This is a genomic window from Bacillus pinisoli, from assembly GCF_023036475.1.
Lineage (GTDB): Bacteria > Bacillota > Bacilli > Bacillales > SA4 > Bacillus_BS > Bacillus_BS pinisoli.
Genome location: NZ_JAJQKI010000004.1, coordinates 257,310 through 280,612 on the forward strand (window position 1 = coordinate 257,310; position 23,303 = coordinate 280,612).

Below are 23,303 nucleotides of genomic sequence, written 5' to 3' on the forward strand. Positions count from 1 at the left end.
CATCCACTATTTCGATAATGTTTGAGTATATATTTCTTCATATTGCTGCAGTATTTTAGTTGAACTAAACTCTTCCCTAACACGTTTCTCCGCATTTATAGACATTCTCTTATGAAGGGCTGGGTCAGAAAGTAATGTTATAGCTCGATCACTGACCATATTCACATCCCCAAGCTCACACAAGTACCCGGTTTCTCCATCTACAATCACTTCGGGAATTCCACCAATTCTTGTGCCAATACAAGGCACACCACAGGCCATCGCTTCTAATAGCACCAAGCCGAAGCTTTCTTTTTGAGATAAGAGTAGCTTTAAATCACTCATTGAATATAAATCTTCAAGCTTATCCTGCTTCCCTAGGAAAAGCACTTTTTCAGTTAGATTTTTTTCTTTCACCAGCTTATTTACAACTGTCAATTCTGGTCCATCGCCAACTAATAATAGCTTAGACGGAATATGTTTTTCAATTTGCTCAAATGCTAAGATGACATCTGTCACTCTTTTTACAGCTCTAAAATTAGAAGTATGTATAATTACTTTTTCTTCAGATTTAATCCCGTACGCTTCCTTTAAGGCATTTGAATCTTTTCTATAATAAATACGTTCATCTAAAAAGTTATAAATCGGCGTGATGTGTTGATCAGGTTCTAGCATTTCATACGTTTGTTCAATTAAAGATTTAGAGACTGCCGTTACGGCATCTGAGCGTTCTATACCAAATTTTATTAAGTCACTCATTGATGGATCATAGCCTAATACGGTTACATCCGTTCCATGCAATGTTGTAACAATTTTCACATCCCGCTTTGCCATTTGTTTTGCAAGTACAGCACAAACGGCATGAGGAACTGCGTAGTGTACGTGTAGTAAATCTAACTCTTCACGGTCTATTACTTCTGCCATCTTACCTGCCAATGCTAAATCATAAGGTGGATATTGGAAAACAGAATAATGATTAACTTGTACCTCATGATAATATATATTGCAATATACCTTGTTCAAACGAAACGGAAGGCTTGAAGAAATAAAATGGATTTCGTGACCTTTTTCTGCTAGTAGTTTTCCAAGTTCGGTGGCGATCACACCAGACCCCCCGACAGTTGGATAACATGTAATACCAATTTTCAACTTCATTTGTTCTCCCCTAACAACCCACTTCCTATGAGGAACGGTTTTTTACTGATAAAGCCTTCCGCATACGCGACTCCTGCTTCTTGTCCATACAGTTTTTCTCTACTCAGTATGTTTTCTATATATCCGTTCACTAATGGTGTATCTACACTTCCAGCTCTTTTTGTAAATTGACTTTCATAAGCTCGTAAACTTTGAATTTTTGTATCCATCGTGTTGGTAATATCCATTAAAAAAGTCGGTACGTGATATCCATTGATGACATAATAAAACAAATGTGAAATCTTATGCGATGGAAGAGAGTCATTCACTTCATAGTTTTTTATCCCCGCTGAAAAAACAGCCTCCTCAACCAATGAGGCACATCGACCATGATCAGGATGTCGATCTATTTCATATGGCACAAACACGTAGGTAGGTCTATATTTTCTGATGATATAGGCAATTTTCCTAATATACTCTTGAGACATAAATAAGCCACGATCTGGTAACTGTAGGTTCTCCCTCAACGTAATTCCTAATATTTCACCCGCTCGCTTTGCCTCCTGATGGCGAATTTCAACTGTTCCATTTGAAGAAAGCTCAGCTTCCGTTAAGTCGCAGATTCCGACTTTTAGACCTTTACTAGTATATTTGGCAATGGTTCCTGCCATACCAATTTCTACATCATCGGCATGTGCTCCAAATGCCAAAATATCAAGCTTTTCATTAGGACTGGTCATGTACAATCTTCCTCCAGGTAAAATCGCCTCGTTTAATCCCATTAATTAAAATTTCAGCTGTCCCCATATTTGTTGCCAAAGGAATATTGTAAACATCACAAAGTCTAATGAGTGCCGTCACGTCAGGTTCATGAGGCTGTGCTGTTAATGGGTCTCTGAAGAAGAAAACAGCATCCATTTCATTTTTAGCGATAAGTGAGCCGATCTCTTGATCTCCTCCCAGGGGACCAGATTTAAAACGAGTGATGGAAAGACCTGTTGCTTCCGTTATTTTCAGTCCCGTCGTACCTGTTGCATATAATTCATGCTGTTCAAAGATTGTCTTATAGGCAATGGAGAATTGAACGAGCTCTGGCTTCTTCTTATCATGAGCAATTAAAGCAATTTTCATGGTTTCCCCTCTATTCCATAATGTTTTCTAAACCGTACACTAGCAGATCAATTTTCATTACGGTTTCAATCGCTAGTTGTACGCCAGACATAAACGATTCTCTGTTATAGGAATCGTGACGAATAGTTAATGTTTGTCCATCCCCACCAAATAAAACCTCTTGATGTGCAATTAAGCCTGGCAACCTAACACTATGTAATCGAATTCCTTCAAAATCTGCACCTCTTGCTCCTGTTATGTGTTCTTTTTCATCAGGATGCCCCTGTTGTTTTTTCTCTCTCACTTCTGCAATCATTTCAGCTGTCTTGATCCCTGTACCACTTGGCGCATCTAGTTTTTGGTTATGGTGAAGCTCAATGATTTCGACATCTTGAAAATATTTAGCGGCCATTTGCGAGAACTTCATCATTAAAACGGCACCAATAGCAAAATTTGGTGCAATAATAGCACCTAATTCCTTTTGTTCAGCTAGATCTTGAAGCTCGGTTAAATCCTGTGCGGAAAAACCGGTTGTTCCTACTACAGGTCTAACTCCATATTCAAGCGCAAGTTTCGTATGCTTTCTTCCAATTTCAGGAGTCGTTAAATCTAGAAGTACGTCTGGTTTTACTTGTTGTAAACAAGTTTCAAGGTCTTCATAGATAGGTGCATCTAATGCAGGTAAGCCTTCAATATCGGATATAAGTTTACCTCCGTTAATGCGATCTACTGCTCCAACCAAGCTAAAATGTGGTGTAGTATGAATTAAGTGTAAAGCTTCCTTACCCATTCTACCTCTTGGTCCTGCTATCACAATTTTTATTTCATTCATTTTAACACTCCTACTCTTCTTTTTTAGTCCAACGATCTTTATCTCGTGTATTGAATTTTTTCATAACCAAGTTATGAGATTCTTCTAAGTCAATTTGTAACGAATTAGCAAGACAAGTAAGTACAAAGAGCATATCCCCAATTTCCTGCTCCATTGACTTTTCTTCCTCTGTTGACTTTTTCGGCTTCTCACCATAATAATGATTAACCTCTCTTGCTAACTCACCTAACTCCTCTGTTAACCGTGCTAGCATCGCTAACGGGCTAAAATAACCTTCTTTAAACTGCCCTATGTATTCATCTACTTCTTTTTGAAGTTCTTGCAAGGTTTTCGCCATAAGTCTTCACCTCATATTTTTCTTCTTCCATGTTAGCTAAAACAACGTGATTTGACAAATATTAAAATTACAAAGTTAAATTGCCCTTCTACAACGTATCGTCTATAATTTGTAACGGATTGGAAAATTAAAACTGGAGGCTTAATATGTTTGGAAGAATTAGATTTGTAAATATTTTCTTCATTCTACTTGGATCAGCCATTTTTTCGTTTGGACTAGTCAATTTTAATATGCAGTATCACCTTGCTGAGGGTGGGTTTACCGGTATTACCTTATTACTTTTTTTCCTATTTAAGTTTGACCCTGCAATCTCAAACTTACTTCTAAATATCCCATTATTTTTTATAGGATGGAAAATACTCGGAAGAATTTCGTTTATTTATACAATGATTGGTACATTTAGCGTATCTGGATATCTATGGCTATTTCAAAAGTTTCCAGTTAATTTTGAACTCGAAAATGATATAACATTGGTTGCTTTATTTGCCGGTATTTTTATTGGGGTAGGATTAGGAATCATCTTCCGTTACGGTGGTACAACTGGTGGAGTTGATATTATTGCACGTCTAGCGCGGAAGTATATTGGTTGGAGTATGGGAAAAACCATGTTTTTATTTGACTTATGTATTATTGCATTATCTGTTATTACATACCTTTCTTATCGTCAAGGAATGTATACGCTTGTCGCCGTCTTCATTGGTGCAAAGGTTATTGACTTTATGCAAGAAGGGGCATATTCAGCAAAAGGGGCTACAATCATCTCAGAAAAAAATAATGAAATTGCTGAGAAAATTCTTCATGAAATGGAACGAGGAGTCACGATTTTACGTGGGATGGGTTCATTTACAAGACAAGAAAAGGAAGTACTTTATTGTGTAGTAGGTCGTAATGAAATCGTTAAGTTAAAGAATATTATTACTTATGTTGATCCACATGCTTTCGTAGCTGTATCAGATGTTCATGATGTCCTAGGAGAAGGCTTTACTCTCGATGAAAATAAGAAACCGCTTCGGGAAGAGTAAACAAAATGAATACATAAAAAATCCTACTTGAAAACATATCAAGTAGGATTTTTTTATTAATCTTCGCTTTGCATCCCTGTGTAGATTAGGACTAAACGAACTAATTCTAAAACTGCAACTAGAGCTGCTGCAACATAAGTTAATGCCGCTGCATTTAATACTTTACGTGTTTCGCGTTCTTCATCATTCCTAATAATACCCGCTGACACAATTTCATTCATAGCACGGTTTGATGCATCAAATTCAACAGGAAGTGTTACAAGTTGGAATAATACCGCTGCTGCCATGAAAACAATACCTAGTAATACTAGCCCACTAATGCTAGCAAAGAAACCGATAAGAATCAAAATCCAAGAAAAATTAGATCCAATATTAGCAACTGGTACTAGTGCATGTCGGAAACGTAAGAAAGCATATTCTTGCTGATCTTGAATTGCGTGTCCAACCTCATGTGCTGCTACTGCAGCGCCTGCAATAGAATTACCATAGTAGTTATTTGTTGATAATCTAACCGTTTTGGAGCGAGGATCATAATGATCCGATAGAGTTCCTGGAGTTTCTTCAACACCTACATGGTATAAACCGTTATCATCTAAAATTTTTCTGGCTACTTGTGCCCCCGTCATCCCAGATGAAGCAGTTACCTTTGAGTATTTCTTGTAAGCACTTTTTACTTTCATCTGAGCAAAAAGCGGAATGATAATGATTAACGCGAAGTAAATGATAAAGCCCATAAGTCATCCTCCATAAAAAACATTATAATATTATCTTAATTGTAAGCAAGACATATAGTGGTGTCAATCATTTAGCCTTCTTCTAGCTGCTTGTTTTTCTTTGTCTCCCTTATATTTTCTCCAGCCTACGTAAGATAATGTAACGATTATAATACTTCCTGTTGAGATCATCACCCAGATCAATGAAGGATCCGCATCATCCTCTTTCATTTGCTTAAACATACGAATTAGTTCATCTTCCATAACTTCCATATGCTCCATCCTAGACTCATGCTCTAACAGTTCGTCACGTGATTGATCCATATACGTCACATATGCATTTATTTTCTCAGTTTGTTGGACATCAAGATCAAGCTTAACACTAGGATAAATGATGTCATACTTTCCTAGAAAAACATTAAGTTCCTGCTGAAAGACTTCAACATCACCTGCATTTACTGCCTCTTTTAGTGAATGGAAGGTTGTCATAACGGAGGTTTCCATCTCTGCCCATAATGGTTGATGCTCAGATTTAATAGCGTCTACAATAAGGCGGAATTTTGTCACTACTTTAATGGCATCCTCATGAGTTATCGTTTCAGAAGTTAGTATCCTTCTAGCCTCATCATTAGAAGTCGAGATAATCCTAATCTCATCCATCGTGAAAGCATTATCATGTATTGTTTCTTTCGAAAACTGATCTGAGAAATAAGAAAGTAGCTTTTCTGCATCACTATATTTTTGATGCTTCACTAGTTGAAGGGCTTGATCCGTTATAATATCAAGCTTTTCCCAATTATCTGTATGATTTGCTAGTCCGATTGAAGGTGTTATTAATACTAGAACCATAGTTACTACCATTATCCATCTACTCATACTTGTCCCTCCCCTTACTACTTATAAAATTGTATGAGAGGGTGGACAAGAGTAGACCATTATAATGTTAATTGTGTTCTATTTTTTCGAATACAAAGAATGTAGGCTATTAGAAGTGATCCTAAGCTCAACCAAAACGTAAAATAACCAATGTATGGGATATAATCATCCAGTCTATACCTCGGATACATAAAAAAGACGTAATCAATGATATCATTATGTAATGTCCATACTCCAGCTAGCAATAAATGCCAAGCCTTCATTTTATAATAGGGCGCATAAAGTAGTCCTTGAATCGCCATTGCAGCATGAGAAGCAATTAGCATGTAACCTTGCCATGGTAGTTCTCCCTGAATGGATAGAACTAAAAGATTCATTACTACTGCCCATATACCGTATTTAAATAACGTCACAATGGCAAGAGCCTCAAATATGGGCCAGTTTTTATTAAGAAGAAACGCTACGAGCACAAACACAAAAAATAAACTTGCTGTTGGACTATCCGGAACAAATAGTAAGAAAATGGAGGGAGTGTCAGCTAGTTGCCATCCATACCATTTATAACCGTAAATTGTTCCTGCTAGATTGATGATCAATAATGTCCACAGAACCCAACGTTGACCTAGGAACAATTGAAACCATTTTACCATCCCTTTTCCTCCCTATTCGATAATTAGTAAAGGCTCTTTTCAAAAACTTTGTTGCTTTTCAATCTTATATTTCAGCAATTTTGCCATATTACTATGATTAAACTGATTTTTTAAAGGTTAAAAAGAGCAAGTATCTAGAGTTGAAGCAGAGACTTTGTACTAACAAGTAAAAATCCGGGTTTTGGGATTTTTACAACAATCTATACGAAAACAGCCTTAGTAAAAAAAGCTGACGTATTCGTCAGCTTTTTCATCTCTATATTATTCTTCACCAATTGAAACTACAAACTCTGCAAGCTTTTGTAGTTCTTCATCAGTGCCTTTAAAAATACCAGCAGGCATACCGCCTTGACCATTAACAGCGATATTAGCGATTTCTTCAGCTGTTAAACCGGTACCGATTAAAGTTGGTGCAGCAGCTGTTCCTGCTAAGTTCGTACCATGACAGGATAAGCAAGTTTGAGCTTCAAGAATTGCGTAGCCCTCTGCTTCCGTGTCAATTGGAACCTCTTCAACGATCTTACCCATTTCAGCCTTCGCTTCCCAGTCAGTTTGAACAACTGATTCCCATGTTAAGAATATAGTTGCTGCAACCCCTAGAAGCATCATACCAACAGCAATCGGACGCTTAGAAGGACGACGTTCTGGTCCACGATCTAGGAAAGGTGCTAACATTAATGCTCCGAATGCTAGACCCGGCATAATAATCGCACCTATGACCGTGTACGGTCCCGCTGCAAACTCATATTTTAAAAGTTGGTATAAGAACAAGAAGTACCAGTCAGGTAATGGAATATAACCTGTATCTGTCGGATCAGCCACACGCTCTAGTGGTGGTTGATGAGCAACAGTTAAACAAAGGAATCCGATTAGAAACACAGAACCTACTAACCATTCCTTTAATAAGAAGTTTGGCCAGAATGCTTCTGTTTTTCCTGGAAATTCCGAGTAATCCTTAGGGATATTAGGTTTCCTTTCAGCAGGTACACGTGAATCCCCAACAAATTTCATACCTTTACCACGATGCATTCATTTCCCCTCCTTTTTTCTAGGTGGAAAAAATCTCGAAAAATCTCAAATTAAACTAAACCAATTTCCCGCAAATTTTTTCTTCGTATTTTTAAGAAGATTTTTTAACAATTTTAATATTAAAGCGGTCCAGAAATACCTTGTTTACGAATCATGACAAAGTGAGCTCCCATTAATCCTAGTAAAGCACCAGGTAAGAAGAACACGTGAATGGCAAAGAAACGTGTTAATGTTTGTGCACCGACAATTTCAGGGTGACCTGCTAGTAATGTTTTTAACATTCCACCTATAAACGGTGTAGCAGCGGCAATCTCTAACCCTACTTTTGTAGCAAATAATGCTTTCATATCCCAAGGTAATAGATATCCTGTAAAACCAAGTCCTAACATTACAAAGAAAATTAGAACTCCTACAACCCAGTTTAATTCACGTGGTTTCTTATAAGCACCTTGGAAGAATACACGAAGAGTATGTAGGAACATCATAACAATGACCAAACTCGCTCCCCAGTGATGCATTCCACGAACAATTTGTCCGAAAGCCACTTCATTTTGCAAGTAATATACAGATTCCCACGCATTCTTAATATCTGGAACATAGTACATCGTTAGGAACATTCCAGAAAGAATTTGAATTACTGTAACGAAGAATGTTAATCCTCCAAAACAGTAAACAAATGCCGAGAAATGGTGAGCAGGGTTAACGTGTTCTGGAACCTCATGGTCCGCAATATCACGCCACATCGGCGTAATATCTAAACGTTCGTCTACCCAATCATAAATCTTGTTTAACATGTATTACGCCTCCCCTCTTGGTTTTGCTTTTCCTAAGTATAATTTCCCGTCTTTTACTTCAGACACATAAACATCTAATGGTGCTAGAGGTGGAGTTCCTGGTACGTTTGTACCGTCCTTTTCATACAGTCCATAGTGACATGGACAGAAGAACTTATTCTCATTTGCTGGATCTGAATTCCAGTTTACTGTACAGCCTAGATGCTTACAAACAGGTGATAATGCAACAATCTTATCGCCTTCTTTATATACCCAAGCTGATTTTGGCTCTTCTGACTTATACCAAGCATCAACTTGGTCAATTTTAAAGTCAAAGCGTTGAGGTTCCGCTGTAATATCCTCAACATTGGCAACAGGAACTAAATCCTGTTCAGTTGCAGGACGTAAAACCGGATCTAAAGCAAAACGAACCATTGGCATAAGCATACCTGCAGCCATAAATCCACCAACACCAGTAAGGGTATAGTTTAAGAATTGACGTCTTGAAACCCGATGCTTTTTCTCACTCATCATTTTCCCCCCTCTATACGAAGCTAAGTCCGTTCGGACAAACTTTAACACTTATAAAACTAGGACATACTCATGATATATCAATATTGATATCAGGTCAATAATATCATTATCATTATAGCAGTCTAATATGTATTATCTTGCTAGTTCCTCCATGCGGATAACAATAATGGTACAATTTGTTGGATTTGGTCTGTCATAATTTGCTGCTTCACTTTCGAATCAACATGTTCTAAAGGAACTGCTGGAAGCCAAATTAACGCTTTTCCCATCTCATTTTCGAATTGCTGCCAACTAGCATCACTTGTTATATAAACAACATGTTTAAAATCTTGACCTGTTAAGGAATTTTTCCATTCTATCAGCCTTGAAAACTCCTTCTCAAGCTGCTGATCATCTTTTAAGTAAGTAAATGGTGGGATCAAAAAAACTCTTCCTTTAAACTGTCTTTCCAATTCATTTGTAAGAATAGAAATAAATTCACCATTTAATACAATGTTTTTCATTTGGGTACCAGTCGAAATTGGAATGAGAGGTATAATCACTGTGTCTACATACTCTTTTGACTGTAAGTATAAATCTGCGTCAGCTGTTATCCACTTCATCGTAACCCTCCCTATAGAAGTCTCGATTTTATTAAACCATACTCTCTCTATATTTTCATCCACTATCAACTAGTCCATTCATGATTAGTGGCATTTCTTTACATTCGTTCACAAAATGTTCTAATTTTGTTATTTTGTGTGCGATTGGAGATGGTTTTTGGATTTTTTGCTTGAGGTAGTTTGTTGTAGTTTCTAACTAGTCGATTTTGTTTGGGAATTTTATCTATTTTGGTTGTGTGGACTTTCTATTTACTTGCGTCCTTAGCTTGTTTACTTGCGACTTTCATCTGTTTTCTTGCAACTTCACTTCGTTTTCTTGCGTTCTCCCTATTTTCTTGCATCCTCGACTTCTTTTCTTGCGACTTTCATCTGTTTTCTTGCGACTTCACTTCCTTTTCTTGCGCTCTCCCTATTTTCTTGCATCCTCGACTTCTTTTCTTGCGACTTTCACCTGTTTTCTTGCGACTTCACTTCCTTTTCTTGCGTTCTCCCTATTTTCTTGCATCCTCGACTTCTTTTCTTGCGACTTTCATCTGTTTTCTTGCAACTTCACTTCGTTTTCTTGCGTTCTCCCTATTTTCTTGCATCCTCGACTTCTTTTCTTGCGACTTTCATCTGTTTACTTGCGACTTTCATCTGTTTTCTTGCAACTTCACTTCGTTTTCTTGCGCTCTCCCTATTTTCTTGCATCCTCGACTTCTTTTCTTGCGACTTTCATCTGTTTTCTTGCTACTTCACTACTTTTACTTGCGACTTCTCTCCATTTACTTTCGCCAACAAAAAAAAACACCTTGCTAACGCAAGGTGTTCCGTGTAAACGCTTGTATTTTCTGAGTTTGCTAAAACGAGTAACTCGTACGATATAACTAGTGTAGTCGGTTTAACAATTCCGTCAATCTAATAAACTCCTCTTGATCCTGCTTATCAAGAGCCTTATCAATCAAGGTAAGAAGCTTATCTCGTTGGAAGGTAAAGATTGATTCTTCGAGAAACTTCTCTGCCAGTTTTTTATCCTTATCGCTAATTCCTAGATGTTTTGGCATAAACGGGTTATCCTCTAGGACGAGGACATAATGAGAGGAGTGAAAGGATTCTCGGAAGTTTAACTGAATGTATATGTCTTCCTCACGATTCAGTCGGATATCATGAAATGATTTTTCAGCATCAGTAGTCATGACATTCTCTTTATAAAATCGGAAAGGCACATCATCTACACAGTGTGTTGACATGATAATTCCTTTTGGGCAGTACTGAGCCTGTTCAACAAAGTGTACTTTTTTCATTAATTGATCATGACTCATTAAGTAATTGAGAATCCATACACACTCTCTTCTTTTTAGCTGATAATTATTTAGAAACCAACGAATAAATTCTTTTTTTTCATTTACAGATACAGGGGTTGCCATTGTTGTCCCTCCTCTGTTCTTAATGAGTTTAAGTGCTTTATTTACTTTAGGCTGTTTTCATATAGATTGTTGCTTTCGTAAAAATCCCAAAAGCCGGATTTTTACTTGGTAGCACAAAGTCTCTGCTTTAAATCTAGAGAGTTGTGCTCTTTTCTAACTTTTAAAAATCAGTTACTCATATTAAATATGGTGAAAATTACTGAAATATAAGATTGAAAAGCAACAAAGTTTAGAAAAGAGCCTTACTTTTAAGATTCACCACTCTTAAATGAAACTCCTTCTTGCTTACAGGTCATTTTCTAGCTGTAATACTAGCTCTTCGATATCAATTCGGGTTTTGTCTATGCTGAGTAAATGCATAAACTGTGTTAATGCTTCCTTTGTTAACCCTTCCTCTAAGAGAAAACGTCCATATTCTTCCAAGAAATCTGGTTGATCTTTAAAAAAAGTATATGCACTATGGTAGTGTTTTAATGCATCTGAATATTCTTCTAATTCCTTCTTTGCAGTGGCTAAGTCCCAAATTAGTTGAGGATCTTCATCCCCTGTTTCCATTGCAGCCTCAACAAGTGGAACAACCTTTTCAAAGTCGCCCTCGTTCATATAAATTCTAGATAACAGAAACGCCGCTTCTACTGATTCATGATCTACTTCTCTTGCTTTCAGTAAGTAAGTTTTAGCCAGTTCGTAATTACCAACCTTCATCTCAAGCTTTCCACCGTATACATATAACTCTTTATTATACTCATCTATTTTTAATCCATCCTGAACAGCCTCTTTAGCTTCTGTAAGCAGTTCCTCCGCTTCATAGGATTTGGCTAGCACTAAGTATAACGGGCTATAGGCTGGGTCCATGTCTTTTAAATCTAAGAGCTTATTAATTGCTGTTTTATAATGTTCCGCTTGAAAGGCAGCACAGGCATATCCAAATAGACTATCTATTTCTACTTTATCAATTAAGCCTTTTTCATAATGAGTAAAGGCCTCCTCGAATAAACCAGTAGCTGCATAACTTTCTGCCAGTCTTAAGTGAACATTTATGTCTCCAACATGTTCTTCCGTCTGTAGGACTCCCTCATAATAGGGTATGCTCTGTTTATAATTACCTCTGCCTGAGTAGAATTCTCCTAAAGCAAATGAAATAATTGCGTTATTTGGCAGTAACTCTTTCGCTTTTAGAAGCTTTTGTTCCGCCACTTCATCTAGACCTTGCATTTGATATAAATCTGCTAGTAATAACAAAGCTCTCGGATATTCTTCATCCTCTTCTTCCACATTGCTTAATAACTCAATTGATTGTTCCTCTTCATCAAGGTCAATATGAACTTCTGCAAGTAAAAGAAGTAGTTCACTTTCATTTGGGTATAAGTCAAGTAACGAGATTAATAGAGCTTTTGCTTCTTCTAAGAATCCAAATTGATAATAGGCTTCTGCCACACTATACTTCTCATCATCTGTTGCTTGTGGTAATAAGTTTGAAAGTTCGGCTAACCCTTTTTCTACTTCTCCGTATTCAACTAGTTCGATTGCTGCTTGTATTGTTTTCATTTTGCTCCCTCTATTAAAAAACTTGTGATTTACGAACAGAGCCTAAATTAAAAGCTCGAGTCATAAAATCCTGGTACTTTTACCGTGATTCTTTGTCCGAAGCCAGGATTGATAAAATATTGTTCATTCACTTTTATAGTCCGTCCCTTTTGAACGGTTATAATAGGATTACTCATATCATAGTTAACTTCTGCCTGATTCGCAAATTCCCTGCTTTTTTCTGCATATAAATTGTAATCTAAATCACCACCAATTCGTAATTCTCCTTTTAGTGGCGAGATTCCAATTTTTCTTATTACATTTAACTCGAGTGGTACACCTGGAGCAGGACAACTCGGTATTGTCGGAATACTTTCCTCATGAAGTAAAGTTTTCCAGTTCTCTGTTAATCTTCTTACCTTCCCCTTTGAAGGCTCGTCTTGCCATATGGGGACTATGGACAGAAAATAAGGATATAGAGCATCTCTAATCCATGCCCATGCAATTTGGTACATATCTACCTCCTGTAGCTCTACAAACAGAACAGGGATCTTTAGCCTTTTACATTGCCTAATAAAACTTGGCGTAAGTGCCCTGGAGGGGATTTTTACAGCAATACAATAATCAATGGGACTATTAATCATTAAGTGAGCTATTCTCTTAACAGCTACTTGTAGCTCACTCTCATACTGTGCTGTGACAGTTACCACAATTGTTGTACATCCCTTACTTATAAGTTTCTTCACATGTTCCTTAAGTGCCAAAGCAGATGATACATGTTCAATTTGGAAGTCTAGCATTACATGGCCAGGGGTTAATAGATATGGGGAAGCATCCATCTTTAATAAATTTACGTTGTCCATATGGGGTCTAATATACTCTATTTTATTATTTTTTATAGAGAAGGAGCATTGAATAATTTCCAGTTCTTTTATCACGTTGGCACGGTCAATAACATAAGGCATTTTAAACCCTCCTCAATAAGCTAGTCCATAAATATACCCTTATGACAGGCTATGAGCGAAAAGAGGAAAGTATGATTAAATCATGGTGCCTAAGAACAAAAGGCGCAAGCGCCCCGGTTAGGTTTTTTTATAATTTCCTAAACAAGAACAAAGAGACTGTCAACCAGGTGATTGACAGTCTCTTACGTTATTTCACTAATTTTTCAATATGTTCAAAAAAGGTTGGGTAGGAGACAGCGATCGCTTCTGTGTCTTCAATAAACATGTCACCTTCAGATAGAAGTGACGCAATTGCAAGCATCATACCAATACGATGGTCACCGTGGCTATTTACCTCAGCACCACGTAATGTTCCTTTTTTACCGTGTATAATCATACCATCATCTGTAGCCTCAATGACCGCACCAAGTTTTGATAACTCATTAACAACTGTATCAATCCGATTTGTTTCCTTGACCTTTAACTCACTAGCATCTTTAATGACAGTCATACCTTCTGCTTGCGTGGCTAAAAGTGCAATAATAGGTATCTCATCAATTAAACGTGGGATGACATCACCACTAATTTCTATACCTTTTAGCGTAGACGTTGAAATAGTCAGATCTGCAAAAGGCTCAAAATTCTCTTCACGTTTATTTTCTACCTTAATGTTTGCCCCCATTTGCTCAAGAACTTCAATAATTCCAATTCTTGAAGGATTAATGCCTACATTCTTTAAGACGATCTCACTATTTGGAACAATAGCTCCCGCTACTAGAAAGAAAGCCGCAGATGAAATATCACCTGGAACAAAAACGGAGGTAGCCTGTAATGATTGTCCGCCTTCAATTGAAACAGAATGGCCTTCTACTTGAACATCGATACCAAATGCTTTTAACATTCTTTCCGTGTGATCTCTGGATTGATGAGGTTCTGTCACGGTTGTGATTCCTTCACCGTTTAGTCCCGCTAATAAGATAGCAGATTTCACTTGAGCACTGGCTACAGGTGATTGATAGGTTAATCCCTTTAAACTTCCACCTCTGATAGAAATTGGTGTAAACTGACCGTCTTCTCTTCCATCTATTTTAGCGCCCATTTCTCGTAATGGATTTGTCACACGCTTCATCGGTCGCTTAGCAATAGAAGCATCACCAATTAGGCACGCATGAAGGGGAAGCCCTGCTAGTATACCAAGTATAAGTCGAGTTGTCGTTCCAGAATTCCCAACATCTAGTATCTCTTTTGGTTCCAATAAGCCTTCAAACCCATTTCCCTGAATTGTCACGCTCTCTCCGTTTCTTTGAATGTTTACCCCCATCTTTTCAAAACATGAGATCGTACTTAAACAATCCTCTCCTGGCAAAAAGTGTTCAACTGTAGTGGTTCCATTTGCAATAGATCCAAACATAACTGCACGATGGGAAATAGATTTATCCCCTGGAACGTGTATCTCCCCATTTAACGTTGAATTAAAGTAATTTACCTTCTTCATCATTAACCAGTCTCCTTACTGTGTTACGTATGTTTCATATTTGTTTAATTCTAAGCAGTTTTTTGCTCGATGTCGATCTTCTTCTGTTTGAAAGCTTAAGCGAAGGACCCCGTATATATCTTCTCTCGCTTCTATGATTCGAATGTTCGTTATGCTAATCTTGTTTTCTGCCAGTATGGCTGTAACTTCAGAAATTACGCCTGGATAATCGGGAACATCTACAAATAAATCATAAAAAGAAGGAATGGCGCCTTTCGTCTTACTTGGAAGTCCATCTCTAAAAGATTTAGCTGTTTCAAAATAATCATAAATTCGATCTGCGTCAGTAGTCTCTATCATCGTACGGACCGTTTCCATTTCTTTCATCCATTTATTGAATAGCTGTAGCAACTGTTCTCGGTTATGTAGTAGAATATCTCTCCACATGGTTGGACTAGAGGATGCAATTCTTGTAATATCTCTAAACCCTCCTGCTGCAAGTCGGCTTATATCATGTTTCTCGTTTTGATAAGTGGCCACATTATGAACGAGACTCGCTGCAATAATATGTGGAAAATGACTGATTAATCCTGCTATTTGATCATGCTCTTCTGCCGTCATTTCAATGAAATGAGCCTTTGTTCCAACTAGTAAGTGCTTTAAAGAATCAATGGCAACTCTTGGGGTAGTAGGACTCGGAGTTAGGATATAAAATGCATTCTCAAACAAATGAGCTTTTGAGGATTCTACCCCTGTTTTATGTGAACCAGCCATGGGATGACCGCCAATAAAGTAGACTTCGTCTTGGTTTAGAATCGCACTCTTTTGAACGATTTGTGTTTTGGTACTGCCAACATCTGTTATAATTACCCCTTTCTTAAGTGGTAAGTCAGCAAGTGTTACGAGTAGCTGCTCGGTTTGCGTAACCGGCGTGGATATAATAATATAATCTGCCTTACTAATTTCAGTCGAATAGTCTGTTGTAGTCTCATCCACCACATGAAGAGCCTGGGCAAGCTTTAAGCGCTCCATTTGGATATCGTATCCTACAATCGTTACATCTCTTTCTCTTTTAATAGCTAGACCAATGGAACCTCCGATTAAGCCGAGGCCAATAAGTAAAACTCGTTTCTTCATGTAATCACCTGCTCTTGTTTATAGCTCAAATGGCTCTTTAATACCCACACAACGATAAATATGTAGACAAACAGGTAGGTTCACCACCTACCTGTTTGTTCGCCTATTATTTAGTCAATAGTTCTCTTAATACAGAAATAATGCCTTCATTCTCTTCCTCAGTACCAACAGTAACTCGAATGCTCGTTGGGAATCCAAGTGCGTTACCGGACCTAACGATATACCCTCTCTCTAACAGGTATTGGAAAACTTCATTCCCCTGTAGGGTCTTAAAATCAATTAGAATGAAGTTACCTTGTGAAGGATAATAGGATAGATTTTGTTCGTTACAGAAAGACTCAAATTGCTGCAGCCCTTTACGGTTTTTAGCTCGACACTCTGCAACGAATTGTTGATCATTTAACGATGCAATGGCAGCAGCCTGGGCAATTCTTGATGTATTAAACGGTTCTCTTGCTGGTTCAACCTGACGGATAAAGTCTGCATTCCCAATACCGTAACCAATACGTAAACTTGCAAGTCCATATACTTTAGAAAATGTGCGAAGAATCATCACATTTGAATATTGTTGCAACAAAGGAACTGTTTCTAAGAATTCCTCTGAATCTATATATTCATAATACGCTTCATCAAGTACGACTAAAGTACTTTTAGGAACACGCTCCATGAAAGATAAGAGATCATCTTTTTTAATTAAATTCCCAGTAGGGTTATTTGGACTACATACCCAAACAATTCGTGTATTTTCATCTATTTGCTTTAACATGCCTTCTAGATCATGGTTTCCATCTATTAGCTCAACTTCTCTAATTTCTGCTCCCTCAATAACAGCATTATGCTTATATTGTGGGAATGTAGGAGTAGCCATTACTGTATTTGTTTCTGGTGTTAATAGTGCACGGCAAAGGATTAAAATGATCTCATCTGAACCATTACCAAAAATTAATTGGTTTGCTTCTACGTTTAGATGATTAGCAATTGTTTCACGTAGGCTCGTTGCATATCCATCAGGATATAATGCTAAATGTTCAATTGCTTCTTTAATTGCTTCCTTTGCTGCAGGAGAACAACCAAATGGATTTTCATTCGATGCAAGCTTCACAATTTTTTCTAGACCGTATTCTCTTTTGACTTCTTCAATTGGTTTTCCTGGTTGATAAGGTTTCAAAGATATTAGCTGTTTTTTCACTTCCATTTATAATGGCTCCTCTCTTAAACTGCCGAAATAGGAGATATAATGGACTTTACATAATCCTCAAATTCTTGTAATGCTGCAACATGAGTATCAGGATTTTGAATATTAGCTTCTAATTCAGACAGCTTTTTTAAGAGAGCACTCCCCACAATCACACCATCACACACAGGTAATAAATTTGTCACCTGTTCTGCATTTGATATACCAAACCCAACTGCCACTGGTATGTTCGCGTGTTTTTTTACTGATTCAAGGAATGGGTAGACACTGTCATGCAATTCTTTACGTACACCTGTCACGCCTAAAGAGGATACACAATATAGAAACCCTTCAGCTTCACTTGCAATCATCTCAATACGTTTCTCTGATGTAGGTGCAACTAAGGATAGCAAGAACATTCCTTCTTCTTTACACTTTGTACGTAACCGGCCACTCTCTTCAAAAGGTAGATCTGGAACTAAAAGTCCATCAATATCATTTTCTTTCGCTAAAGCGAAAAAGGATTCTTCCCCTAATTGTAGCACAGGATTATAGTACGTAAAAAGTATAATTGGTATTTCTACACCTTTTTTTCTCATTACACTTACTAGATTCATCGCTCTTTTAATAGACATTCCATTTTTTAATGCTTTTGCAGCAGCAGCTTGGATGATGGGCCCATCAGCAAGAGGGTCTGAATAGGGAACCCCTAACTCCAACGCTTGTGCACCTAACTTTTGTAGCATCAGAGCTAACTCGACTGTTGTATCTTCATCTGGAAATCCTGCTACAATAAACGGAACAAATAAAAATTCAGTAGCTGGAATTGTTCTTTTCACTGAAGTAGTCATTATGCCTCACCTTCCATTCGTTCCATTAGAGTATGCACGTCCTTATCTCCGCGCCCAGATAAACAAACAAGAATCGATTGAGTTGGTTCCATTTCCTTTGCAAGCTTAATTGCACTTGATAGAGCATGAGCTGATTCAATCGCTGGTAAAATCCCCTCTGATTTCGTTAGGATTTGTAACGCTTCTAATGCCTCATCATCCGTTACACTTACATAGTCTACTCTTTTAACACTCGCTAAATAAGCATGCTCAGGACCAATCCCCGGATAATCTAATCCAGCAGAAATAGAATATGGCTCTGTTATTTGTCCATTTTCATCTTGCAAGAGATACGTTAATGAACCATGAATAACTCCAGTGGTTCCTTTTGTGATTGTAGCGGCATGGTGCTCTGTATCAACACCCATTCCTGCTGCTTCCACCCCAACTAGCTTTACTGGATCTTCTAAAAATGGATAAAACATCCCCGCTGCATTACTTCCTCCCCCTACACATGCAACAACTGTGTCTGGAAGTTTTCCTTCTTTTTCTAAAAATTGTGCCCTCGCTTCATCCCCAATAATACGTTGGAAATCACGCACCATTTTTGGATAAGGATGAGGTCCTACAACAGATCCGATCATATAAAAATGATCTTCACAATTTGCTACCCAGTAGCGAATGGCTTCGTTAGTTGCATCCTTTAATGTACGGTTACCACTCGTAACCGGAACAACCGTAGCTCCTAAAAGCTTCATTCTAAACACATTAAGTGCTTGACGTTTTACATCCTCTTCGCCCATAAACACAATACAGTCCATTCCAAACTTAGCCGACACGGTCGCTGCAGCTACCCCGTGTTGTCCTGCACCTGTTTCTGCAATAATCTTTTTCTTTCCCATACGCTTTGCTAATAATGCCTGTCCGATTGCATTATTAATTTTATGAGCCCCAGTATGGTTCAAATCTTCTCTTTTCAGGTAGATTTTTGCACCACCAAGCTCTTCCGTTAAGTGATCTGCAAATGTAAGTGCTGTTGGACGTCCTGAGTAGTTCTTTAGTAAGGATAGATATTCTTCACGAAAAGATTCATCGTTATTTGCTTCTTCTAGTGCCTTTTCAATTTCTTCAAGTGGATTCATTAAAGTTTCTGGAACGAATTTCCCACCGAAGTCACCAAACCGGCCAAATTTATCTGGATATGTTGTTAACATAGTTTTCAACCTCTTTTTCTATATTCTTTATTAGTTGTCTGCTCTTCTGTTCCTCTATTTCGATTCCTGAAGCCAGATCAATTCCTATTGGATGATATTGTAAGAGTTGACTAATATTTTCAATTTTTATACCGCCTGCTATAAAACAAGGTACCCCTTGGCGATCAGCCTCTTTAAGGTAAGAGGGAATTGCCTCCCAGTCAAACGTTTGACCTGTTCCCCCCCACGCCTTTGGCGATTTTGTATCAACCACATACCCATCGGCAATAGAGGAAAACTCTTTCATATAATCTAACGATTGATAGTCATGGTGAATAGCCTTCCAAACCGCTAGTCCTGTCGTTTCTTTTAGCTTTTGTAAAAAAGTAGGGGATTCTTTTCCATGACATTGAATGATATCTAATGGGACCTTGGCTAGAACAGCTTCAATCTCTTCTAAATTTGCATTTACAAAGATACCTGCTAGCTTTTTCCCTTGTGGTAATGGCTGTTCTTGGATCCAGGATGATACTTGTTCTGGTGTTACTTGTCGTTTACTTTCAGCAAAAATAATCCCAATGACATCCGCCTTACTAAAGATCACTTTACTCCAATCTTCAAAACTTCTATTACCACAGAATTTTACTAGAGGCTTATACAAGGTGACCCTCTCCAAAAATCCTCTCAATTCCCTTCCCTGGGTCATCTTCTCTCATAAATGCCTCACCTATTAGGACAGCATGAGCGCCTACGTCTTTTACATAGCTTAGGTCTTCATAACTGTGAATGCCACTTTCACTTACAACAAGACTAGATTTTGGCAGATACGTAATGATCTCCTTCGTATGTTCAACACTTGTTTTAAAAGTCGATAAATCTCGGTTATTAATACCAAGAATGGTAGGGGTAATTTCCTTTAGTAGCGCTTCTACCGTTTCAATGGAGTGTACTTCCACTAGACATTCCAATCCGATTTCTGTAGCTTCTAAATAAAATTCTTTAAGTTTTAAAGGTTCAAGTACTTCACCGATTAATAAAACGGCGTCTGCTCCTATATATTTACTTTCTAATAACTGTCTGCGGTCTACGATAAAGTCCTTTCTAAGGATCGGTACATTAACTACCTGTTTTATATTTGATAAATACTGTTTGGAGCCATGAAAAAACTGTTCGTCCGTTAAAACCGATAAGGCGTCTGCCTTAGCAGACACATATTGTTCAGCAATTTTAACAGGATGAAAATCCTCTCTAATGACTCCCTTAGAAGGTGAAGCCTTTTTCACTTCCGCTATTAACCCTAGGCCTCTATTTGGTTTTCGGAGGGCTTCATATAATGAAAAATGTGGAACCTCCAGTTGAACAGGAAGACTAAACTGAAGCATTTCCTCATGTTTAACCTCAATGATTTTATTAAGCATAATGATGAGCCTCCTTACGACTTACTAACGATTGGATATGTTCGATTACTTTTCTAGTATCAATCGCTTCTCTAGCTAAGTCAATTCCTTCTTGTAATGTTGCGGCTTTACCTGAAACGTAAATGGCTGCTCCTGCATTCAGGAGAATAGTATGTTTAGCACTGTCATTAGATTGATTTGTAAAAACTTTATTGATTAGTTTAGCACTGTCTTCAATGGAAGTGGCTTGGATATCAGAAAGTGTTCCAATTGGTAAGTGAAAGTCATTTGGATGGATTGTATATTGTTTAATTTCACCATCTTTCAACTCAACCACATCTGTATCCGTTGTAATGGAAATCTCATCTAACCCATCTCTTCCTGTTACTAAAAGAACATGTTTTGAACCAAGACTTTTTAATGTTTCTGCCATTTTTAGCGCAATCTTAGAATCATAAACACCAATGACTTGCCTCTTTGATAAGGCAGGATTGGATAAAGGTCCAAGAATATTGAAGACCGTACGAAAGCCAATTTCTTTTCTTGGTCCAATTGCGTGTTTCATCGCAGCATGATAATTCGGAGCGAATAGGAATGACATATTGTGATTCTTCAACGCCTCTTTTGCTTCTTCTTTAGAAGATTGAATGGGTATCCCTAAATGCTCCAACACATCGGCACTCCCACTTTTAGATGAGACTGCTCGATTGCCGTGCTTCGCAACCTTTATACCTAATGAGCTTGCAACAATGGCAGAAGCAGTTGATATATTAAATGTTGATACTCCGTCCCCTCCTGTACCACATGTATCAATAACTTCTTCTGTTTCATCAAGTTCTAGCGTATTCATATGGCTTCGCATCGCTTTAGCAAATCCTGTGATTTCTTCTACGGTTTCTCCTCTTAACCTTAATATTGAAAGGAGACTTGCAATTTGACTTTCAGTTGCATCCCCACTCATTATTTCATTCATTACCTCTTCTGCCTCAGCTACTGTAAGTGTTTTTCCTTCTATACAATCGAGTAAAAGATCTCTTAACACTTTACTCTCTCCTCTCTACTAAACGTTCTCTCAGCTAATTGGATTGCCTTGATGACGGCACTTGCCTTATTAATGGTTTCTTTATATTCAAGCTCAGGTATTGAATCAGCCACGACACCAGCACCTGCCTGAACATAAGCAGTTTCGTTTTTAACAACTGCTGTTCGAATGGTTATACAAGAATCTATATTCCCGTCAAAACCAATGTAAGCAACTGTTCCTGCATATACATTTCTTGCCACTGGTTCAAGCTCTTGAATAATTTGCATAGCCCTTACCTTTGGTGCTCCTGAAACGGTACCTGCAGGGAATGACGCTAGCAAAGCCTCTACTGGCTCAACATCCTCTCTTATTACACCTGTGACCTTTGATACGAGGTGCATAACATGAGAGAAATAATGAAGCTCTTTTACCATTGGTACCTTTACACTTCCATATTGGGCAACCCTACCTATATCATTTCTTGCTAAATCTAACAGCATATAATGCTCTGCCTGTTCTTTTTCATCCTTTAAAAGCTCAACACCTAGCGCCTGGTCTTCCGCTTCTGTCCGTCCTCGTCTTCTCGTTCCCGCTATCGGATGAATCTCAAGATGTCCGTTTGACACTTGAATCAACTTCTCTGGAGAACTTCCCACAATCTCACAGTCAGGAAGCTTTATATAGAATAAATACGGTGAAGGATTAACAAAACGTAAAACTCGATAAAGGTCAAAACCTTTTGTTTTAACCGGAATCTCAAAACGCTGAGATAGTACCGTTTGAAATACATCACCTGCTGAAATGTACTCCTTAATCTTTTTCACGTGTTGAATAAATGTTTCTTTATCATAGCTAGATTTTACATTTGTAAAATCTACTTCAAAGTCTTTAGGGTTTAATAGTGGCTCATGTAAATACTGCCTTTCTGATAGGGTTTTAAAATATTCCTGAATCACCTGTTCTGCTTTTCGATAAGAATGCTTTTTCTCTTCAAGACTTTCATCACCATTTAGTTGTGCATAATGGATAAACGTCATTTCTTTCGTAGAATGCGCGTACACGATAATCGTCTCACAATATAATAAGTGATAATTCTTTAATTGAAGATCATCATTCGCGTGATTTGGAACTTTTTCAATAGTTGAGACAGCATCATAGCCTATATATCCAACTGCTCCTCCACGAAAAGGAATGTCACGTTCAATTTCTTTTACCTTTACATGTTCCTTCACAAATTGAATAGCTTTTTGTAGCTCTTTTGTTTGGTAAAGAACTTCTTTTTGTTTATTAATGACATGGATTTCATCTTCAACCTCTTCTATAGTAATAAATGGATTTAATCCAATAAAAGAGTAATTAGACCATGGAGACTGTTCATCATTACTTTCAAGAAGGTAAACAGCTTCTTCCTTAAATGCTTGGAATATTTGAATAGGGGTTAATGTATCTACAAAATAGGATTGTAATACAGGGATGGTACGGTAGGTGTTTGTATCTGTTAAAAATGAAGTTTCATTATACGTGGTCATGGTTTCACTCACTCCTCCAAACGATTAGTCGTTATGGGAGAACGAGAGACATCGAGGTGTGAATATAACCTGGATCA

At 37.7% G+C, this 23,303-nt stretch carries 25 protein-coding genes; 1 reads left to right on the forward strand and 24 read right to left on the reverse strand.

Annotated features, from left to right (window positions below):
* Positions 1–6: 6 nt before the first annotated feature.
* The 5 genes from bshA to LT143_RS08200 are packed head-to-tail and all read right to left on the reverse strand — an operon-like array spanning position 7 to position 3,392.
* Positions 7–1,134 carry an N-acetyl-alpha-D-glucosaminyl L-malate synthase BshA gene (gene bshA / locus LT143_RS08180; protein WP_246942140.1) on the reverse strand — a complete coding sequence of 376 codons (1,128 nt, stop codon included), beginning with the start codon at positions 1,132–1,134 and terminating at the stop codon, positions 7–9.
* Positions 1,131–1,853 carry a bacillithiol biosynthesis deacetylase BshB1 gene (bshB1, locus tag LT143_RS08185; protein WP_246942143.1) on the reverse strand — a complete coding sequence of 241 codons (723 nt, stop codon included), beginning with the start codon at positions 1,851–1,853 and terminating at the stop codon, positions 1,131–1,133. Before bshB1 ends, bshA begins: the two co-directional genes overlap by 4 nt.
* The gene (mgsA, locus tag LT143_RS08190; RefSeq protein WP_246942145.1) at positions 1,840–2,244 is read right to left on the reverse strand and encodes a methylglyoxal synthase; all 405 of its coding nucleotides are present in this window, start codon (positions 2,242–2,244) and stop codon (positions 1,840–1,842) included. The genes bshB1 and mgsA overlap by 14 nt, the downstream gene beginning before the upstream one ends.
* A 10-nt stretch (positions 2,245–2,254) precedes the next feature.
* Positions 2,255–3,055 carry a 4-hydroxy-tetrahydrodipicolinate reductase gene (gene dapB, locus LT143_RS08195; protein ID WP_246942147.1) on the reverse strand — a complete coding sequence of 267 codons (801 nt, stop codon included), beginning with the start codon at positions 3,053–3,055 and terminating at the stop codon, positions 2,255–2,257.
* Positions 3,056–3,065: 10 nt separating this feature from the next.
* Entirely contained in the window at positions 3,066–3,392 is a 327-nt protein-coding gene (locus tag LT143_RS08200; protein ID WP_246942149.1) for a nucleotide pyrophosphohydrolase, read from the reverse strand.
* A gap of 146 nt (positions 3,393–3,538) precedes the next feature.
* Here LT143_RS08200 and LT143_RS08205 point away from each other — a divergent pair, with 146 nt between their 5' ends.
* Positions 3,539–4,414 carry a YitT family protein gene (locus tag LT143_RS08205; RefSeq protein ID WP_246942151.1) on the forward strand — a complete coding sequence of 292 codons (876 nt, stop codon included), beginning with the start codon at positions 3,539–3,541 and terminating at the stop codon, positions 4,412–4,414.
* Positions 4,415–4,470: 56 nt separating this feature from the next.
* Here LT143_RS08205 and LT143_RS08210 read toward each other — a convergent pair whose 3' ends face one another.
* The 19 genes from LT143_RS08210 to trpE form a co-directional block, all read right to left on the reverse strand.
* Positions 4,471–5,148 (reverse strand): zinc metallopeptidase, encoded by a 678-nt coding sequence (locus tag LT143_RS08210; RefSeq protein WP_246942153.1) that lies wholly within the window; start codon positions 5,146–5,148, stop codon positions 4,471–4,473.
* A 63-nt stretch (positions 5,149–5,211) separates the two neighbouring features.
* On the reverse strand, positions 5,212–6,003 hold the full coding sequence (ypjB, locus tag LT143_RS08215; protein WP_246942155.1) for a sporulation protein YpjB: 792 nt from the start codon (positions 6,001–6,003) through the stop codon (positions 5,212–5,214).
* A 59-nt stretch (positions 6,004–6,062) separates the two neighbouring features.
* The gene (gene lhaT, locus LT143_RS08220) at positions 6,063–6,653 is read right to left on the reverse strand and encodes a lipoprotein heptaprenylglyceryl N-acetyltransferase LhaT (protein ID WP_246942157.1); all 591 of its coding nucleotides are present in this window, start codon (positions 6,651–6,653) and stop codon (positions 6,063–6,065) included.
* 261 nt (positions 6,654–6,914) lie between these two features.
* Positions 6,915–7,682, reverse strand: a complete 768-nt coding sequence (locus LT143_RS08225; protein WP_246942159.1) for a menaquinol-cytochrome c reductase cytochrome b/c subunit — start codon at positions 7,680–7,682, stop codon at positions 6,915–6,917.
* Between the two features lie 119 nt (positions 7,683–7,801).
* Entirely contained in the window at positions 7,802–8,476 is a 675-nt protein-coding gene (gene qcrB, locus LT143_RS08230) for a menaquinol-cytochrome c reductase cytochrome b subunit (RefSeq protein WP_246942161.1), read from the reverse strand.
* A 3-nt stretch (positions 8,477–8,479) separates the two neighbouring features.
* Complete coding sequence (locus tag LT143_RS08235; RefSeq protein WP_246942163.1) at positions 8,480–8,986, reverse strand: Rieske (2Fe-2S) protein; 507 nt, start codon at positions 8,984–8,986, stop codon at positions 8,480–8,482.
* A gap of 143 nt (positions 8,987–9,129) precedes the next feature.
* A complete protein-coding gene (locus LT143_RS08240; RefSeq protein WP_246942165.1) occupies positions 9,130–9,591 on the reverse strand; it encodes a YpiF family protein in 462 nt (153 codons plus the stop codon).
* An 866-nt stretch (positions 9,592–10,457) separates the two neighbouring features.
* Positions 10,458–10,997 (reverse strand): ReoY family proteolytic degradation factor, encoded by a 540-nt coding sequence (locus LT143_RS08245; RefSeq protein WP_246942167.1) that lies wholly within the window; start codon positions 10,995–10,997, stop codon positions 10,458–10,460.
* Positions 10,998–11,282: 285 nt separating this feature from the next.
* On the reverse strand, positions 11,283–12,545 hold the full coding sequence (locus LT143_RS08250) for a tetratricopeptide repeat protein (protein ID WP_246942170.1): 1,263 nt from the start codon (positions 12,543–12,545) through the stop codon (positions 11,283–11,285).
* Between the two features lie 47 nt (positions 12,546–12,592).
* Complete coding sequence (locus LT143_RS08255) at positions 12,593–13,489, reverse strand: hypothetical protein (protein ID WP_246942172.1); 897 nt, start codon at positions 13,487–13,489, stop codon at positions 12,593–12,595.
* A 187-nt stretch (positions 13,490–13,676) separates the two neighbouring features.
* Positions 13,677–14,966: a 3-phosphoshikimate 1-carboxyvinyltransferase gene (aroA, locus tag LT143_RS08260; RefSeq protein ID WP_418909814.1), complete on the reverse strand. Its 1,290-nt coding sequence runs from the start codon at positions 14,964–14,966 to the stop codon at positions 13,677–13,679.
* A gap of 12 nt (positions 14,967–14,978) precedes the next feature.
* Positions 14,979–16,079 carry a prephenate dehydrogenase gene (locus LT143_RS08265; protein WP_246942174.1) on the reverse strand — a complete coding sequence of 367 codons (1,101 nt, stop codon included), beginning with the start codon at positions 16,077–16,079 and terminating at the stop codon, positions 14,979–14,981.
* Positions 16,080–16,185: 106 nt separating this feature from the next.
* Positions 16,186–17,274, reverse strand: a complete 1,089-nt coding sequence (hisC, locus tag LT143_RS08270) for a histidinol-phosphate transaminase (RefSeq protein ID WP_246942176.1) — start codon at positions 17,272–17,274, stop codon at positions 16,186–16,188.
* A gap of 17 nt (positions 17,275–17,291) precedes the next feature.
* Positions 17,292–18,104: a tryptophan synthase subunit alpha gene (gene trpA / locus LT143_RS08275; protein WP_246942178.1), complete on the reverse strand. Its 813-nt coding sequence runs from the start codon at positions 18,102–18,104 to the stop codon at positions 17,292–17,294.
* Positions 18,104–19,297, reverse strand: coding sequence for a tryptophan synthase subunit beta (gene trpB / locus LT143_RS08280; RefSeq protein ID WP_246942180.1), 1,194 nt, complete (start codon positions 19,295–19,297; stop codon positions 18,104–18,106). The genes trpA and trpB overlap by 1 nt, the downstream gene beginning before the upstream one ends.
* Positions 19,275–19,937: a phosphoribosylanthranilate isomerase gene (locus LT143_RS08285; protein ID WP_246942182.1), complete on the reverse strand. Its 663-nt coding sequence runs from the start codon at positions 19,935–19,937 to the stop codon at positions 19,275–19,277. Before LT143_RS08285 ends, trpB begins: the two co-directional genes overlap by 23 nt.
* Entirely contained in the window at positions 19,930–20,694 is a 765-nt protein-coding gene (gene trpC, locus LT143_RS08290) for an indole-3-glycerol phosphate synthase TrpC (protein ID WP_246942184.1), read from the reverse strand. The genes LT143_RS08285 and trpC overlap by 8 nt, the downstream gene beginning before the upstream one ends.
* Positions 20,687–21,715 (reverse strand): anthranilate phosphoribosyltransferase, encoded by a 1,029-nt coding sequence (gene trpD / locus LT143_RS08295; RefSeq protein WP_246942186.1) that lies wholly within the window; start codon positions 21,713–21,715, stop codon positions 20,687–20,689. The genes trpC and trpD overlap by 8 nt, the downstream gene beginning before the upstream one ends.
* Positions 21,709–23,226 (reverse strand): anthranilate synthase component I, encoded by a 1,518-nt coding sequence (gene trpE / locus LT143_RS08300; protein WP_246942188.1) that lies wholly within the window; start codon positions 23,224–23,226, stop codon positions 21,709–21,711. Before trpE ends, trpD begins: the two co-directional genes overlap by 7 nt.
* Between the last annotated feature and the right edge of the window lie 77 nt (positions 23,227–23,303).